The sequence below is a fragment of the Grimontia sedimenti genome (assembly GCF_011045095.1).
Lineage (GTDB): Bacteria > Pseudomonadota > Gammaproteobacteria > Enterobacterales > Vibrionaceae > Enterovibrio > Enterovibrio sedimenti.
Window position 1 is genome coordinate 45,976 of the sequence record NZ_JAALDL010000019.1, and the last position, 15,761, is coordinate 61,736.

General features: G+C 47.5%; 15 protein-coding genes. 7 read left to right on the forward strand and 8 right to left on the reverse strand.

Annotated features, from left to right (window positions below; translation table 11 throughout):
- The first annotated feature begins 181 nt into the window (after positions 1 to 181).
- Positions 182 to 1,336 carry a GNAT family N-acetyltransferase gene (locus tag G5S52_RS20050; protein WP_165017897.1) on the forward strand — a complete coding sequence of 385 codons (1,155 nt, stop codon included), beginning with the start codon at positions 182 to 184 and terminating at the stop codon, positions 1,334 to 1,336.
- Between the two features lie 44 nt (positions 1,337 to 1,380).
- Positions 1,381 to 1,956 (forward strand): DUF6151 family protein, encoded by a 576-nt coding sequence (locus G5S52_RS20055; protein ID WP_165017900.1) that lies wholly within the window; start codon positions 1,381 to 1,383, stop codon positions 1,954 to 1,956.
- Positions 1,957 to 1,962: 6 nt separating this feature from the next.
- Here the strand turns inward: G5S52_RS20055 and G5S52_RS20060 are convergent, their stop codons facing one another.
- From G5S52_RS20060 to G5S52_RS20070, 3 genes are all read right to left on the reverse strand, one after another.
- Complete coding sequence (locus G5S52_RS20060) at positions 1,963 to 3,489, reverse strand: GGDEF domain-containing protein (protein WP_165017903.1); 1,527 nt, start codon at positions 3,487 to 3,489, stop codon at positions 1,963 to 1,965.
- A 180-nt stretch (positions 3,490 to 3,669) separates the two neighbouring features.
- A complete protein-coding gene (locus G5S52_RS20065) occupies positions 3,670 to 4,038 on the reverse strand; it encodes an NADH:ubiquinone oxidoreductase (protein ID WP_165017906.1) in 369 nt (122 codons plus the stop codon).
- A gap of 673 nt (positions 4,039 to 4,711) precedes the next feature.
- Positions 4,712 to 5,059, reverse strand: a complete 348-nt coding sequence (locus G5S52_RS20070) for a hypothetical protein (RefSeq protein ID WP_039849896.1) — start codon at positions 5,057 to 5,059, stop codon at positions 4,712 to 4,714.
- A gap of 1,005 nt (positions 5,060 to 6,064) precedes the next feature.
- Here G5S52_RS20070 and G5S52_RS20075 point away from each other — a divergent pair.
- The 4 genes from G5S52_RS20075 (at position 6,065) to G5S52_RS20085 (ending at position 9,846) form a co-directional block, all read left to right on the forward strand.
- Positions 6,065 to 7,912 (forward strand): diguanylate cyclase domain-containing protein, encoded by a 1,848-nt coding sequence (locus tag G5S52_RS20075; RefSeq protein ID WP_165017909.1) that lies wholly within the window; start codon positions 6,065 to 6,067, stop codon positions 7,910 to 7,912.
- A gap of 184 nt (positions 7,913 to 8,096) precedes the next feature.
- A complete protein-coding gene (locus G5S52_RS20080) occupies positions 8,097 to 9,311 on the forward strand; it encodes a glycosyltransferase family 4 protein (RefSeq protein ID WP_235956420.1) in 1,215 nt (404 codons plus the stop codon).
- Between the two features lie 116 nt (positions 9,312 to 9,427).
- The gene (locus G5S52_RS24065) at positions 9,428 to 9,574 is read left to right on the forward strand and encodes a response regulator (protein ID WP_235956422.1); all 147 of its coding nucleotides are present in this window, start codon (positions 9,428 to 9,430) and stop codon (positions 9,572 to 9,574) included.
- The gene (locus G5S52_RS20085) at positions 9,529 to 9,846 is read left to right on the forward strand and encodes a response regulator (RefSeq protein ID WP_235956424.1); all 318 of its coding nucleotides are present in this window, start codon (positions 9,529 to 9,531) and stop codon (positions 9,844 to 9,846) included. Before G5S52_RS24065 ends, G5S52_RS20085 begins: the two co-directional genes overlap by 46 nt.
- On the opposite strand, the gene G5S52_RS20090 is transcribed toward G5S52_RS20085, so the two are convergent.
- The 4 genes from G5S52_RS20090 to ybiA all read right to left on the reverse strand — a co-directional run bounded on the left by G5S52_RS20090 (position 9,833) and on the right by ybiA (position 13,569).
- Positions 9,833 to 10,540, reverse strand: coding sequence for a UTRA domain-containing protein (locus tag G5S52_RS20090; RefSeq protein WP_165017915.1), 708 nt, complete (start codon positions 10,538 to 10,540; stop codon positions 9,833 to 9,835). The two genes, G5S52_RS20085 and G5S52_RS20090, sit on opposite strands and share 14 nt — an antisense overlap.
- A gap of 112 nt (positions 10,541 to 10,652) precedes the next feature.
- Positions 10,653 to 10,967, reverse strand: a complete 315-nt coding sequence (locus tag G5S52_RS20095) for a hypothetical protein (protein ID WP_046304257.1) — start codon at positions 10,965 to 10,967, stop codon at positions 10,653 to 10,655.
- A 246-nt stretch (positions 10,968 to 11,213) separates the two neighbouring features.
- Positions 11,214 to 12,569 carry a sigma 54-interacting transcriptional regulator gene (locus G5S52_RS20100; protein ID WP_165017918.1) on the reverse strand — a complete coding sequence of 452 codons (1,356 nt, stop codon included), beginning with the start codon at positions 12,567 to 12,569 and terminating at the stop codon, positions 11,214 to 11,216.
- Between the two features lie 529 nt (positions 12,570 to 13,098).
- Positions 13,099 to 13,569: a riboflavin biosynthesis intermediates N-glycosidase gene (ybiA, locus tag G5S52_RS20105; protein WP_165017921.1), complete on the reverse strand. Its 471-nt coding sequence runs from the start codon at positions 13,567 to 13,569 to the stop codon at positions 13,099 to 13,101.
- A 216-nt stretch (positions 13,570 to 13,785) separates the two neighbouring features.
- Here ybiA and G5S52_RS20110 point away from each other — a divergent pair, with 216 nt between their 5' ends.
- A complete protein-coding gene (locus G5S52_RS20110; RefSeq protein WP_165017924.1) occupies positions 13,786 to 14,301 on the forward strand; it encodes a M23 family metallopeptidase in 516 nt (171 codons plus the stop codon).
- Here G5S52_RS20110 and pdxR read toward each other — a convergent pair.
- The gene (gene pdxR / locus G5S52_RS20115; protein ID WP_165017927.1) at positions 14,291 to 15,760 is read right to left on the reverse strand and encodes a MocR-like pyridoxine biosynthesis transcription factor PdxR; all 1,470 of its coding nucleotides are present in this window, start codon (positions 15,758 to 15,760) and stop codon (positions 14,291 to 14,293) included. The two genes, G5S52_RS20110 and pdxR, sit on opposite strands and share 11 nt — an antisense overlap.
- Between the last annotated feature and the right edge of the window lies 1 nt (position 15,761).

Consider the following 15,761-nt stretch of genomic DNA (forward strand, 5'->3'; position numbering starts at 1 on the left):
AATTTAGAATATCTGATTGCATTTAAAGAACAGCGTGGAATTAATCTCCGTGATCTAGATCGTCCATAGTGAAATAAGTCTGTCTATGGAGGTTGCTATCAATCACCTAGTGAGTGTGGGTTGATCTTTCATTAAGGTCAGTCACTATTTATTCCATCACTTAAAGGAAGTTAGAGAATCCATGACATTGGAATGCCGGGTTGTCGCCCACATTGAAGAGTTTGGTGAAAAAGCCTGGGATGCGCTGCTCGCTGACGACTACCCTTTTCTACGCTATGCCTTCCTGAAGACGTTTGAAACCAGTCAAACCATTGGTGGGAAAAGCGGCTGGTACGCTCAATATATTGGTGTTTTCCGCGGCGATGAACTGATTGGAGCGGCACCTTGCTACCTCAAAACTCACCCTTATGGAGAGTATGTCTTTGACTGGTCGTGGGCGGAAGCATACGAAGATGCGGGCTTGGAATACTACCCTAAGGTTATTTGTGCCGTGCCGTTTACTCCGGCATCTGGCCCGCGCCTTTTAGTTTCACAGAGTGAAGATGACGTAGAAATTCGCCGATACCTAATGGGGGCTATGCATTCACTCGCCGAGCAGCTGGAATGTTCCGGTATTCACATTCTTTTCCCGCCAAAAAACTTGCTGGAAGAGCGGCACGCTGGCGGCTTTCTCGAGCGACGCGCTGTCCAGTTCCACTGGTTCAACCGCGACTACAGCACGTTTGATGACTTTCTGAATGCCCTCACTTCCCGCAAACGCAAGAACATCCGTAAAGAGCGCAAAAGCATCGCCGAGCAAGGTGTTTCAGTGGAAGTTGTTGAAGGACATGAGGTGACAGCAGAACAGCTGAGCCGGTTCTATCAATTCTACCAACGCACTTACCTCAAACGCTCAGGCCATACGGGCTACCTGAATCAGGACTTCTTTGAACAACTGATGATGGCAATACCCGACGCATTGGTATTGGTGTTTGCTTTGGTCGACGGAGAACGTGTTGCTGGTTCGTTGTATTTTCGTTCTGAAGAAACCTTGTATGGGCGTTACTGGGGGTGTCTATCGGAGTTTGAAAACCTTCACTTTGAGCTGTGCTATTACCAAGGTATTGAGTATTGCATTGCCAATCAGATAGCCCGTTTCGATGCTGGCGCACAAGGCGAACACAAGCTGCTTAGGGGATTTGAGCCAGTCATCACCCATTCTCTTCATCATTTGCGTCACCAAGGCTTCCATCAAGCGATTGATGACTACCTGCAACGCGAGCACGGATTGATTCAGGGTTACTACGAGGATGCGCTGGCCCACCTGCCATTCAAACAAATCTCAGACTCACAATGAGTTAGATGATGCTTAAATAAAAGAAAAGGCAAAAAGAGGTTTCCATGACAGATCTCACTCTACGCTGCGAATGTGGCGAACTGGAAGGCACGTTAAAACGCGTATCGCCTCAATCTGGTAATCACATGGTCTGCTACTGTGATGACTGCCAAGGTTTCGCAAAACATGTCGGCAGTGAAGAGAAGTGGCTGGATGAATGGGGCGGAACAGACATTTTCCAATTAGCACCCGCAGACATTGTGATCCACAAAGGGGCCGATCAGCTCCGCTGTGTCAGAATGACTCCGGGTGGCATTTATCGCTTTTACACGGCTTGTTGCCACACCCCAATTGCCAACACTATCAGTCGAAAACACCCTTTTGTCGGCATCCCTACCGCCGCTATCCAAGATGCGAAAAAAGAAGAAGCGATTGGGCCTGTGAAATGTTATGTCATGGGCACTTTTGCGAAAGGCAACCCACCGACAAAACCCCACCCAAAGTTCTCGATGAAGTCATTAGTCGCGGTCATGGGTTTTATGCTGAAAAACAAAATCAAGGGCACTAACGTACCGACGCCGTTTTTCAAAGAGGATGGTAAGTCTGTCGCAGTACCGGACCAAACGGTGAATCGGGGCTGAAGAGTTTCATTTAATGCGTTTCGGGCGCATGAGATCAGCGAAATGCTCAACGCGGTTTCTTCCGCGCTCTTTGGCGCTGTATAAAGCCTTATCAGCTTCATCAAACAGGTTTTGCGTGGTGACGTTGGCGGAGTTGGTTTGAAGTGTCGAGATGCCAATGCTCATGGTCACATCACACCCCCAAGGGAAATGGATTTCTTCGAAACGTCTGCGTATACGATCCGCAATTTCTGTCGCGTCACCCTGGCTGATTTCTGGGCATACCACCAAAAACTCATCGCCGCCCCAGCGGCCGACAAAGTCGTGTTTTCTCAACTGCTGACGAAGGTGTTCTGCCGCGACGACCAGCCCCCTATCACCCGCTCTGTGGCCCTCAGTGTCGTTCAGTCTTTTGAAATTATCCAGATCGACAAGAAGTACCGACAGCCCGCGGCCATAGCGCTTTGCTCGCTTCACTTCCTCATCCAGTTTCGCTTCAATATAACGTCGGTTATAGACAGTAGTCAGTGCATCGTGCGACGAGTCTAACTCCATTTGCTTTAGCGCCGTCATATCACGGGCGATGGCAATCACCCCTTTATGGGGGCCAAAAACGAACGAAGAAATGGCGACATTAAGCGGAACCAGCCTACCGGACTTCGTTTGCCCTTTGATCTCGGCATTATTACCGCCCATCACACGACTGCCTTTGTTGGCGATAAATCGTTCTCTGAGCTTAACATGGCGATCTTTGACGGTCGGGTCGACGAGGTCTTCAATCTTCATTTCTTTCAACTCGGATTCGCTGTATCCGAATACTTTCGACGCCATCACATTGGCTCTCAGAATTTTCCCTTCGGTATCTGAGTAGATGAAAGCATCAGGAGAAGCATTGAAAATTGTGTCGATTTCCTTAGCCCGCATTAACACTTTTCTGCTCACTAAAGAGATCGTAAAAGCAAAGGCCAAGATGATAAACAGAGGGTAGGTACTGCTGACGAGGGTCCAAAAAGCATTGGTTTGATTACTGACCAGCGTTTCGTTGTATTGCTCAAGAGGACTCGGAATCAGATCTGCACGCAGCCTCACCAGCGCTTCACGGGTTTGACTATCGTCTACCCTGAACAATCTGTCAGCCTCCTCGGCGGGCAGATGTGCGTGATGAAGGTACAGGTCATTTAGATTACGAAAGTATTCGTTTAGGGTTGCCTGGACTATCAGCAAATCCTGTTGGTCATATTCAGGCAATTCCGAAGACATGACTCGCTTCAAAGCATCCGTGGTTTCCCAATAGCTTTCGGTGGCATCTCTGTAGTAAACATCTTCACGACGAATCACATAGTTTTTGAAGTGGTGAATGAAACCAACATAGCCAAATGCCCTTTCCAGTTCAGCCAAGTCCAGAGCGATCTGAATGTTTTGTACTGACGCCTTATTCCATGACTCATTCATCTCGTTCAAGTACTCAGCCTGACGAACATTATGAAACACCAAAATGGCGCAGACCGAGAGAGTCAGCGCACTCAGAAGTATGTTTAGCTTCCGGAATGTCATGGCCATGTTGCCTGATAAGAAGATCGTCTGTCTTCTAGTTTAGACATCACTAACAGTTGTGATTCATTACATCAACGATATGTGAAACTGGACGAATATTTGAGGTGCCTGACGACAAATACTTTTTACCCCAAAAAAGAAAAAGGCAGCCGAAGCTGCCTTTTATCGAAATCTAGCGTGTTAGGTTGTCTGCAGTTTTGCTTTGACGGCGTCCATACGCTTGTTCCAAAACTCTCTGTATTTGAAGTAGCCATATGTCGCGACCAAAGAGAAGAACAAGTAAGACAATGCAAAGATAAAGGGTGAAGTAATCAACTCCCTTTCCAGACTCCACATGACACCAAACACCGTGATACCCAGCTTAACCGCGAATCCAGAGATCAACAGTAGAAGAGCGAGTTGAGGGTACTTAGTGTGTCTGAAGCTTAGCCAGTAACAACACCCTACAGCTACCGTCGCTAACGAAAAGCCCACCATGTATGAGTGGAAGTGATCGCCAGCCAGGATGCCACCAACAACTGAAAGAAAAATAACCGCGAAAAAGGCCATTTCTACTCCAATAAGCAAGGTTAATGAAAAGATTGAGCGATTTTTGCTCACCTGCGGCTATTTTCACACACTTCGTTTTAAAGTGCTAAAAATTAAAATATTACAAACCTGTAACATATAAGCCATTAATCAGAGGGTTAGTGTGTCCAATTTGACGATATTTCCATCACTTAGCGAGAGATCAGCAGGTTAAAAACTTGTTGTTTTGTTACCAATGGAAATATTTCGTTACGAATTAGATGTGAAAATATGCGAAGTGAATTTGATTAGGTGGGGGTGTCAGACCATTTAACACGTTTTTATGTGAGCGGCTGATGTGCGGTATAACAGTTAGGCCGTCTTTGTGAAAAATTGGATTATACCCAAACGACCTGAAGATGCTCGCATTCAGAGGTCATCAATGCGCTCAATTCGAGGCAAATTTCGCGAGAAATAGTCGCTCTATTTCCGTGGAATTTAACGATGAAGTGGGCGCATTGAGGGCCTCCCTTCGGGCGAGTGACTGACGCCGTGCTCTTTGTTGTTCCTTTTTGATGGAGGTGACTACACCGGCAAAGGAACGCCGCGATCACAACGCCAGTCAATCTCGCTGAATCCTGCATCTTCAGGTTGTTTGGGTATACAAGACATAAAAAAAGCCGGGCAAAAACGTCCGGCTTTTTTCGAGGCTGTTTTACGCAACAGATGAAAACTTTTCTTCCAGCAGTTTCTTGTCGAGATAGGCTTGGTTCAACGCACCGACTTCTACTACCGGACCCAACATTTTTACGCGCATCAGCGTACCGTGGGATCCGGCAACTTCCGCAATACGGCCTTCTGAGTAGTCGTTCACGTATTGGAACGTTTCAATAGCCAAATGCAGTAAGTTGAAGTCCTGACGGCGGACAGAAAGGTAAGAGCGCCACATTAGCGCATCGAAAACTTCAGCCGCACTGTAAGCTCTGATAACAAACCGCCAACCTCTATCTTCACCATAGAAGTCCAATGGGAAAAACTTGCGGATTCGTTTTGTCGTTTTCAATGTGATTTCTCTTATTCCATGTGAAAACCCGTTGCACTTGATTAGCACTGCCACATCAAGCACATACAGATTGAGTATAGAAGCTGATTTCATAGCTGCCACAGCAAAAAATGAAATAAATTGCTGTTTTTATTTTTGTTTTTTTTGAAAACAGGTCTAAGTAATAACTCGCTAATGCTGCGCTCTTACCGTTATTCAGAATATTGTTCTGGGTAATGCTGACACAAAACCTAAGAATCTGTGCAAACCCTTGGGTTCATATCAGTAATAACGCAACACAACCGAGCAGCCTAAACTACGCTTATAGGTCGTTTTCAAGGGCGGGCAGTTTACATGAAATTGAAGATTTTCCGATGGATAATCGTTGTTGTGATGATAATTGGTGCTTTTATATTCGGCGTGGAGTATCAAAAGTTCACCTACCTCGATGCCTGCCTGGATATGGGTCAACAAACTAACGTGGGGAGCCACCGTGTTTGTGTCAGCAGGCACGATTAGGGAAACAAACCGCCAGAAACGATCCGCTATACCCAAACAACCTAAACACGCATGGCTCATGCGAGTTTGACTTACGTGCTACATCTCTTTTTCATTTGACTGATTTATATCCAAACGGCATTCAATAACGGTAACAGGCTATTGTTTGCGCTATTTTTGAGTCACTTTTCCTGTAAAATGCACACAACTGACAAATTTATTGATAAACCAATGAAACGTCGGTCTGGGAGTGAGAAGCAGAACAAGCAGACTTATCCACTTGATATTCGGGCTCATTGACTTCTAAGAGCACGGTGGAATGCTGTTTATCTCTTCCTCACAATGCGTGCCGTCTTACGCTTTTATCAAGACCGTTCTCGCAGCCTGCTTTTGTTTAACAAAACCATGACATATTCATTCACTATCTTTGAACATGTTGTCATATTTTGTGTCATATATGCTAAGACGCATCCTATTCGAGAATGTCGTCTTACTCATTAAGAGCCGTCGAAACGATAAGAGCCTTGAATGCTAAAAAGTTTTCATAAATCACGTCAGAGCATACAGACCAAGCTTTCCGCCATTGTACTTGGCATCAGTCTTATCTTTGCTTTCGTGTCTGTGACAGTTCAACTTGGCATCAATTACAGCAACACGGTTGACTGGACGACAAAGTCTCTCGAAAAACGCATCAAGAGCACCATCAGCACAATTGGCTATTCCCTTAAGCAGGATGATCTCACTCTTCTCGTTCGCCAAATGCAGCAACTGGCGGATATGCCGTATGTCAGCAACGTCTATCTGGTCGGTGATGACGGCCAGCAGTATTGGGCTGATAACGCTTCCATGAATAAAACTGATGAACATTTCATGCGGCAGGATTTGTTCTATCAGGGAAAAGATATTGGTGATCTTGAGATCTATCTGGATTTCGAAGCTATCAAACAAGACGCTTTCAAGAGCGCGACACCCTCAGCATTCGTTTATCTCTTCGAAGCACTGTTGGTTGCTTTCCTGTTGATTGTGATTGTTCGCAGAACCTTCACCCGCAGAATCCGATCATTGGTCGACACTGTCGATCGTATCGACTTGAATACAGTAAGAAAATTTGCGATTCCAGAAAAGCTGACCCGAAGCGAAGATGAGCTTGGGCAGGTTGCCCGCTCAATCCAAGAGCTGTACATGCGAATCCGCGGCGATTTCGTGCAAAACAAATTGAAAGAACGGACGCTAAAGCAACACAAAACCTTGCTGGCAGAAGAAGTGACCGTGCGCGCACAGGAGCTTGAATGGCAAAGTCTGGCGAACAAACTTCTCGCCGATCTTTCTCTTCGTCTGCTGAAAGGCCACAAAACCAACGTTGAACATGACGTTCGTATTTGTATGCCGACCCTCGCCAAATTGTTCGAGTCAGACCATGTGTTCTGGCTATCTATCGACCAGGAAAAAGTCTCATACCGCGCTTCCTATCCTGTCGACAGTGATGAACCGTCTATCGATTTTAGCGACAACTACAAAGTGAAACGTTGGTTGATGGAAGCGCAGAATGTCGCCACTGTAGACATTAACAACCTTGATGAAAATGCCATTGCCGAGCGGGACTTTCTTGAACATTTGGGTGTACATAGCCTTGCGATGTTCCCGTTGACGGATGGCCGCAAGAGTTTTGGTTTGGTCGCCGCCACCACGAATCACCGCTCTATACGCTGGAACGAGAATAAAAGTCTTCTGCTCAAACGCTTCGCTACCATGCTGAGTGAATTGACGATTCGAGAGCGTGATCATCTGGCAATGACTGAACTCCAAGAAGAGCTCATCATGGCTAACGAACGACTGCGCTTGGAAGCAGAAACCGATGAGTTGACGCGCTTATTGAACCGACGCCCATTTAGCCGTCTATTCAGCACCGCTCTGTATGATGCCGTTGATGATGACACCGCCGTCACGATCATGATGATCGACATTGACCATTTCAAAGCCTACAACGATATTTACGGTCACCTGCAAGGCGACAAGGTACTCAGTTACGTCGCACGCGCCATGAACAAAGTGGCGAATGAATATTCTGCGCCGCTGGCACGGTTTGGTGGGGAAGAGTTCGCCCTGCTGTTGCCAAAAACCGATTTTGACTTCGCCCAGCAAGTCGCATGGGAACTTTGCCAGACCGTGCGTGACCTTTGCATTCCTCATCAGGGAAGTGCGAACAGTGGCATTATTACTATCAGTATCGGCGGTATTATCTGTAAACCGACACAGGATACCCAACCAAACCAGTTGCTTGAATCAGCCGATCAATGCCTCTATAAAGCCAAACGCGCTGGCAGAAACCGCGCCGAACTTAAGCACTACAGTGTGTACACCGAAGAAATAATGTAGTGTCAGTCAATCGTGATTCAAGGGCAGTCATTCACTGCCCTTTTCTTTTTATTTCATGACCTTATTCAATAACACCACGTCTTAGTGACGCTTTTTCACGCTTTGTCTCTTAAATCAGAAACTCAGAATTTCCCAACTATGCAAACATTAGGCATCGATAAACCGCATGTGCAAGGGGTTCAGTATGGTGCCTGTCAAATCACCCAGACAAATTTGCCATATCGTCAGTTCGCTGAACGATACAGCGCAAAATGATCTGGTTTTTGCCAACATCCGTCAGTTTCCTCTTCCTCACTATGAGCACACGTTGGTTGTTTTGAAGAAGTCAAAAGTGCAACCGGTCAAACTGCCGCGTCAGGTCAGCTGTTTGGAATTGGCATTGAAAGGCTCGTTGCCCCGCCGCCTTCGTACGTGCAATAGAGCGCTCTCTGCGCTCAAACCGGATATTTGCCAAACCTATGGCGACACGACGTTTCCGATACAGTGGTTGGCGCACCGTCTCGATATTCCAGTGAAACTGCATATTCACATTAACAATGACAGCCATTGTGGTTTTTGGCGTGAGCTTCTGCGACCTTGGAAATACCGTTTACTCGCTCACTCGGCCGATTTTGTCATTACACCTGAAGATGAAAGCCTGAATTGGCTTGAGGAGAAGGTAGGACTGGAGCCAGGTAAGGCGCACCTTATCCGCACGGGTATTGATAACCGTCATTACTGCCCGCCCCTACGCGAGATAGACCCCAACATCACTAATCATTTTATTGGCACCGTCCCTATCCCGACACAACGTTTTGTTGTCGGTGTGCCAGTTTCCGGTTTCTGCAAATCAACCGTACTGGCCTTTCTTGATGAATACATGGCAGCGAGAAAACAGTCACCGGCATTTGCCCGTGATTGCCTGCTCTTGTTGCTGGGCAATAGTCCAAACCTTCGTGCTTATCGTAACGTTTTGGACAGTTTCAAGATCACCGAGGAGAGCGTTCGGTTTTACAGCCATCTTTCAGACAATGAGCGTTTCTATAGCCATATTGATGCTATTATCAGCCTGAATGATGACACCCACACTCCGGTCTCTTTGCTGGAAGCGATGTCGATGGGTCTCCCGGTGATCACCCATCGTTCTGACACTGACAATTCAGATGAGGAACATCCGCTTCGCTGGCAAGTGGCGAACAGCGAACCGCTGATTCAGCATCAACTCCTCACCCTGTGTTCCGACAGCCATTTGCGCCTAAAACTTGGCCAGGCTTCCCGTGCGTATGTGATACACAAACATAACCACCACGAACACAGAATCCGCTACCGCGCGCTCTACAAAATGGCTCAACGTAGGGTTGCTGTCGAAGAAGATGTACCAGCAGCGCCTACGATCGCGCCTTCTCAACTCAATCGCTGAACGATCATCTTCAGGTTATTTGGGTGCATCACAACCCCGACGCATTGATTGTCGCAAATTCAAGAATATGTGAACTATTATTTAGTCAGGCTCGTGATTAAAGGCAGCGACTGACGATGAAAATTCTGGTTGTCGACGACATGACTTCCATGCGACATGTAATGCTGAACCTGCTTCGAAGCATCGGGTATTTGGATTTGGAGGAAGCCACCAACGGTTGGCAAGCCTTCCAAATGCTGCAAAAACACCTTACGATTTGCTGATCACTGACCTCAATATGCCAAAAATGGATGGCCGTGAGTTGCTGAAAGAAGTACGTGGCAACGAAAAGCTAGCCAAAACCCCCGTATTGATTGTCTCTTGCGAACAAGACAAAGATAAGGTGAAAGAGCTAATTCAACACGGCGTCAACGGCTTTGTGGTCAAGCCTTTCAACGGCGTCACCCTGCAAAAACAAATCAATCGCATCGAACGCCAACAGGAGATGCAAAAAGAAAAAACAGACGAAAAGAAGAGTTGGATTAACGGAGAGTAAACGCTGCTTCCATTTCCAGCTCAATCGCACTGCATCGCCAATACTCAAATATCACTTCCTGTGCCACGCCCGATTCATCAACATTCACTTTGGTGATCTTTATTGCCGGAGAACCCGTAGTTGAGCGGGTAGCGAGAGCGATATCTTGGTCAAAAGTGGTCGATATAATACGGTACTTTGCCTGCGTGGCGTTGAGTTGCCACTCGCTTTGATAAAGCTCAGACAAATTTCCCTCCAAAGCATGCTGCAATAGGTTAGGAACACGTTCTGCACGAATCACATGTTCTGCATACATCACCGGCCTACCATCCAGGCTATGGACCCTTTCAAATCGGAATACGTCAGAGAATGGAGGAAGGGACAGTGCCTCAGTGCTTTCTTTGTTCGCCATCATGCTGTCGCAGGACAGCACTTCCGTAGTGGGTTTTCTCCCCTGAGACAAAGCGACTGATGAGAACTCATAAGGTTTGGAGAGATTGATCACCAGAGGCCGCTGAGAAATAAACCAGCCACGACGATCTTCGCGGAAAATCAGTCCATCCGCTTCCAGCAATGACAGTGCTTCTCTCAAGGTCACACGGGTTGTCTTGAATGCTTCTGCCAGCTTTCTTTCTGATGGGAGTTTAGTGCCAGCAGCAAGCTGGCCACTTTGAATTTGTTCGCGGATAGCGTCAGTGATTTTGATGTATTGCAAGTGCGGCCATTCGAAAGCAATCAGAGATAAACCTCAGCATACCGCACTAACCGTGAGATTACAGCCAGTTACCCCCAATCAACTTGAAGATACGCTTTCGAATACTATGAGGTTAACGCCAGCGAACCCCCGCCAAAGAGATAATTTCCATACGCTCTAGCTCTCGCAGCAGGTTACGGGCATATTCAGGTTCACAGACAGAGAGCGCTGACAGTGCAGCACCGAGAGGCAGGTTTTTTTCAAGTAAAGAAAGGAACACACTGGTCGCACTGTCGCAGACCATTACGTCGCCATTGGAAGGGCTGAAAAGTACCATCTGGTCGCCAGATTCGTAGCTACAAACATCCAACGAGAATCCTTCTGCAAGACAGACTTCGACATCCGCTTTCAGCACCAGATTATTATCTATTAGCTCGGTCATTCTCATCGTTACTACTCCACTACATATACCCAAACTATCTATCCGAGCACGAGATAATGCAGATAGCTTGGGTATAGTCGCTTTGCATCACATTAGGCGTCATCAAGAGCAAGCGACAATTTAACTGTATATGCAGAAGACCTATTCCCGCAGGTCATTCAGGGGTATTTTTTGTCGGGTCGCAATATTGATACAAAGCAACGACCGCTGCACCACGAGGGCGCAGCGGGCTTTTCATTGCTTCATACAGCGTTAACGCTGGAGAGAGTATTTTTCGATGAGGGTATAGAGGGTCGGACGTGACACACCGAGTAGATTGGCGGTTTGAGACATGTTGCCTTCCGCTCGTGCCAACGCTCTTGTCACTGCATGGCGTTCAGCTTCTTCACGCACCTGACGAAGATTGAGCGGTAAACCGCTGTCTTTGCGGTGCTCCTTCGTCAAAGCAAGATCCATGGCTGTAATTTGAGTACCATCAGCCATGATCACAGCAGAGTGAACCTTGTTTTGAAGCTCTCTGACATTTCCCGGCCATGAATAAGACATCAGTGCTTCCACCGCATCTTCCGTAAAGCCTACCAAGTTACGGTTCATGGTTTGGTTGAACTGTAACAGGAACGTCTTAGCCAACAACAGGGTGTCGTCTTCCCTTTCGCGAAGTGGTGGGATGGTAATTGTCACTTCACCGAGTTGGTGGATCAGATCTTCGCGGAATTTGCGATCACCCGAGCGATGATTCAGATCCTGATGCGTCGCAGCGACCACTTTCACATCCACTGCAATGGCTCGCTGGCCGGCGATTCTATCTACCATTCTCTCCTGCAAAAAGCGCAAAACTTTGGCTTGAATCGAAGGAGGCATATCCCCAATTTCGTCGAGAAAGAGTGTGCCGCCATTCGCCGCTTCGATTTTGCCTATTTTCACCTGACGGGAATCAAAGTTACCTTTCTCTACACCAAAAAGTTCGCTATCGAGCAGATCTTCGGGTATCGACGCACAGTTGACAGTAATAAAAGGACCATTGCTTCGTGGACTGCGATCATGAATTGCACGTGCCAGCAGTGCCTTACCCGTGCCGCTTTCACCATAAATCAGTGTGTTCACTTCAGTGTTGGCGACGCGATCAACCATACGCAAGGTTTGTACCATTGGTGGGCTGCCGCCGAGGATAGATTGTTGCTGACGCTCATACGCCCTCAAACGCTCGACTTCATGCTCTAGCTTGGCAGTATGTCTCGCTCGCTTGACCATCATGCGAAGCAGCTCATCACTGAAGGGGCGTTCTATCACATCGGTTGCGCCGGCCTTGAGAGCAAGGATGGCATCGCCGTCATTTTCGCTGTTTACAATAACCAGAATTTTCGTTCGGGGAGCAAAAGCGTGGATTTCCCTGACCAAGTTAATCGCGACAGCATCACTGCTGCCCATCACGACCACAGAGGTCAGCATTTGATTCAGTGCTGTTGCCACGCTTTGCATGGGCGCAGCCACCACGGAGGTAATGTCCTCCAAAATTTGGCTAAGTTGTCGTTGAGACGTTGGATCGTCATCAATAATGAGCAGTGCGTCCTGACGTTTCGTGGTCAGGCTTGGTGCGGTATCAACCATGTATCTCCCCTTTGGGTATTCACACCGTGTATTGAACATGCCTCAGGCCATCAACGAGTGGAGACCCACCCGTTCCGGAAGCAACACGGAAATCCGTGTTTTTTGCCTTTTTGGCGCTACAGATCCAGCGGATACCAGTAAAGATGTTGTTGTTTAGGGCACTGATTTTTCACTCAACAACTGTCTTTTACCAACCGGAATCTTTAAAAGTCACGGTGCTTTCGAACGTACTTACGCAGCATTCACTAACCCAAATGAGGCAAGGCCCTGTCTCGCAATCCAATTTGCTGCGCGTCGATAAATCACGGCAATTCATGAAAACACACGGTGACGACACGTATTGAGGAAAATCAGTCAGGCGGGGGGAGCCAAGCTATTGTTATTAGGATCGGTTCAACGTCTCTTCGATACAGATTCAAATCCACAAAGACAGACATCGGGCGTCCCGAACTGTTTCTTTTCGCTCGTAAGTACTCTAGCAGCGCGATTTGGAAACGTTTCCGATAAAGGTAGGAATTGCATTTAATTCTTATTTTGTAGGCACATTCTCTGAATTTAACAGGATAAATTGCGCTCGTACTGACATAAGTATGAGCCCCATTTTGTTCTCTCCCTTGTCGTTTTCCCCTGCTCCCCAATAGCTATCGCAGGGCGAGTTTTCAATCAAAATAGCCGGTGCAGTTTCTGTTAAAAGTTGACGCAAATTTGGGTGTTGTAAAAACTTCTCCATTACCACGAAATGCATGATGTCGTAACGCACAAGCGCCCAGTCCTTGCGGACATGAGCCTCCATTTCACGGCTGAGTTTGAACGCATCACACGGCGTTTTGGCGGATAAAATTTTCTGCTGTAAGGCCACATCAGTAAACTTTTGGGCGTGGTACGCGTGTTCAGTCGATGACCAGTATTCACCATCAATGACAATAGATGCTGGAAAGAAATTAGACAGGAAGCCATATGACTCGTCAGGTTCATAAAAGCGAATTTCATTCACTGACATTTAGCGAGACCTTTATTGACCTTGTTGAGATCATCTTAGTCAAAAGACTGAATTTTGGCTTAGTCAACAGACTGATTTTACGTTAAAAGCAACAAGACCTCCGGAATTCAACCACCCATTGCCGGCCTTGCGTAACTTCTGTCTTCCGGCTGACAGTTTCTCATCATAAGATAGTTTCATTAGCATGAAGGGAAACGCGTTCGACGGAGTGAAAATATGAAATTGGCTGCCATGCTTGCCATTACCTTGATCTGTGCAGTGTTGTTTGTTCCTGTTCATGCCGTTATTCCTGTCAAAGGCGCGGACTGCAATGACTGGAATGCAGAGACCTTCTGGTTTGAGCCTTGGGGAAGCTCTGGTGTACATAAAGGCATCGACATTTTTGCCCAATCTGGAACGACGGTAATGTCTGCGACAGGTGGCTTGGTGCTCTATACCGGCGAAGTGGCTAAAGGTGGCAAAGTGGTTGCCATTCTTGGGTCAAAATGGCGTTTACACTACTATGCACATTTGGATGACATCGCTCCAGATACGTCAGGATGGCTTACCCAGGGTGAAACAATTGGCGCGGTCGGCAGCACGGGTAACGCCATTAACAAACCTGCCCACCTTCACTATTCCGTCATGTCACTGCTTCCTTATCCTTGGCTATTCAGCACAGAAACTCAAGGTTGGAAAAAGATGTTCTATCTCGACCCAGCCGCCCAGTTTTCCCAATGCATCAGCGGTTAATCAGAGAGCCAAGTAACACGACTCCCTCTCGGATTTCGCAGAGGGAGCTATTACCGAAGCCTGCCACTAATGCGCGATCTGTCTCTACTGACCGATGACTTTTATCTTCCTGATGGCAATAGTAATCCAACGTTCGAATGGTATATCCCTCCGCTTCAAACGCCGATTTGACCTCTACTGCTGTCGGTCCCCCTTTCCAGCTAAAGGTCACATGTAACCCCGCGGCCTGACTCAGTATCTCCACCTGATCGCCACAAGCATGGGTTAACAATTCGACAAAAAGCCTCTGTTTCTCCTGATAAAGGCTACGCATTTTACGGATATGTCTAAGGTAATCGCCTTCGGCAATAAAGGCCGCCAACGCTTCTTCTATATGGATCGGGGTATCGCCGCCAATCGCATCCTTAATTTGTAAGCATGACTCCACCAGAGCTTCCGGTACGACAAGGTAACCAACACGCACTGAGGGCAGAAATGCCTTACTGAATGTCCCGATATAAATCACCCGCGCATCGTCGCCATGTAATTGCGTCGCGAGTCCCTGAAGCGAAGGATAAGGTCGGATGGCAAACTGGAATTCACTGTCGTAATCATCTTCGATGATCCAACGATCTTTCTGGCTTGCCCACTCAATGCAGCGCATTCGCTGCGAGGTATTCAGGCTGGTGCCCATGGGATATTGGTTACTCGGCGTCAGGTAAACAGCTTGGCCTTCGAACTGCTCAATCTTGTCAACATCCGCGCCGGACCTCGGCAAAACCGGCAGCTCTTCAATCTTCATTCTGCTTCGCTTAAGCACCTTCCGCATTTGCACATAGCCCGGGTTCTCCATCATCACGCTATCACCGGCCCTCAAAATGGCATTCGACGCGATGTAAAGTGCTTGCTGGGCACCCGAGGTGACAATAATCCGATGCGCGGGCGCGGAAACAGAGCGGCTGACAGAAAGGTATTCACTCAGTGCTTTTCGGAACGTCAAGCTGCCCTGAATGTCATTTTGCCCAGCAATGAAACTTCGCTGAAACTGCAGCTGCATCGCTCTCGCCCATTTCTTGTAGGGGAAATGGACAAGGTCAGGCACACCCGGCGCGAAGGCACGGTTTCTTTTTTGGGTATCAAAAGCTTCTGGTGCTGCTGCGGTCTCATCAGAGTGCGATAGCGTAACTGACGATTGGCCATTTTCTGCCTGAAGAAATTGCTCAGGAGTCGACACATTCACGAAGTAACCCGCACCGCGTCGGCTTTCTAAATACCCTTCTGCTTTCAACTGCTCGTAAACCGCTGTCACTGTATTTCGGCTCAACCCCAATTCCTGCGCCATAAAACGGGTAGCGGGAAGCCTGCCATGATGAGGCCAACGCTGGTTCAGAATCTTTTCCTGAATCGCGGCATAAAGCGCGCTTTGTTTTGAGCTTTTTTCACTGGCGAGTTGCAAATCACCAATGTCGATCGGCTGCATA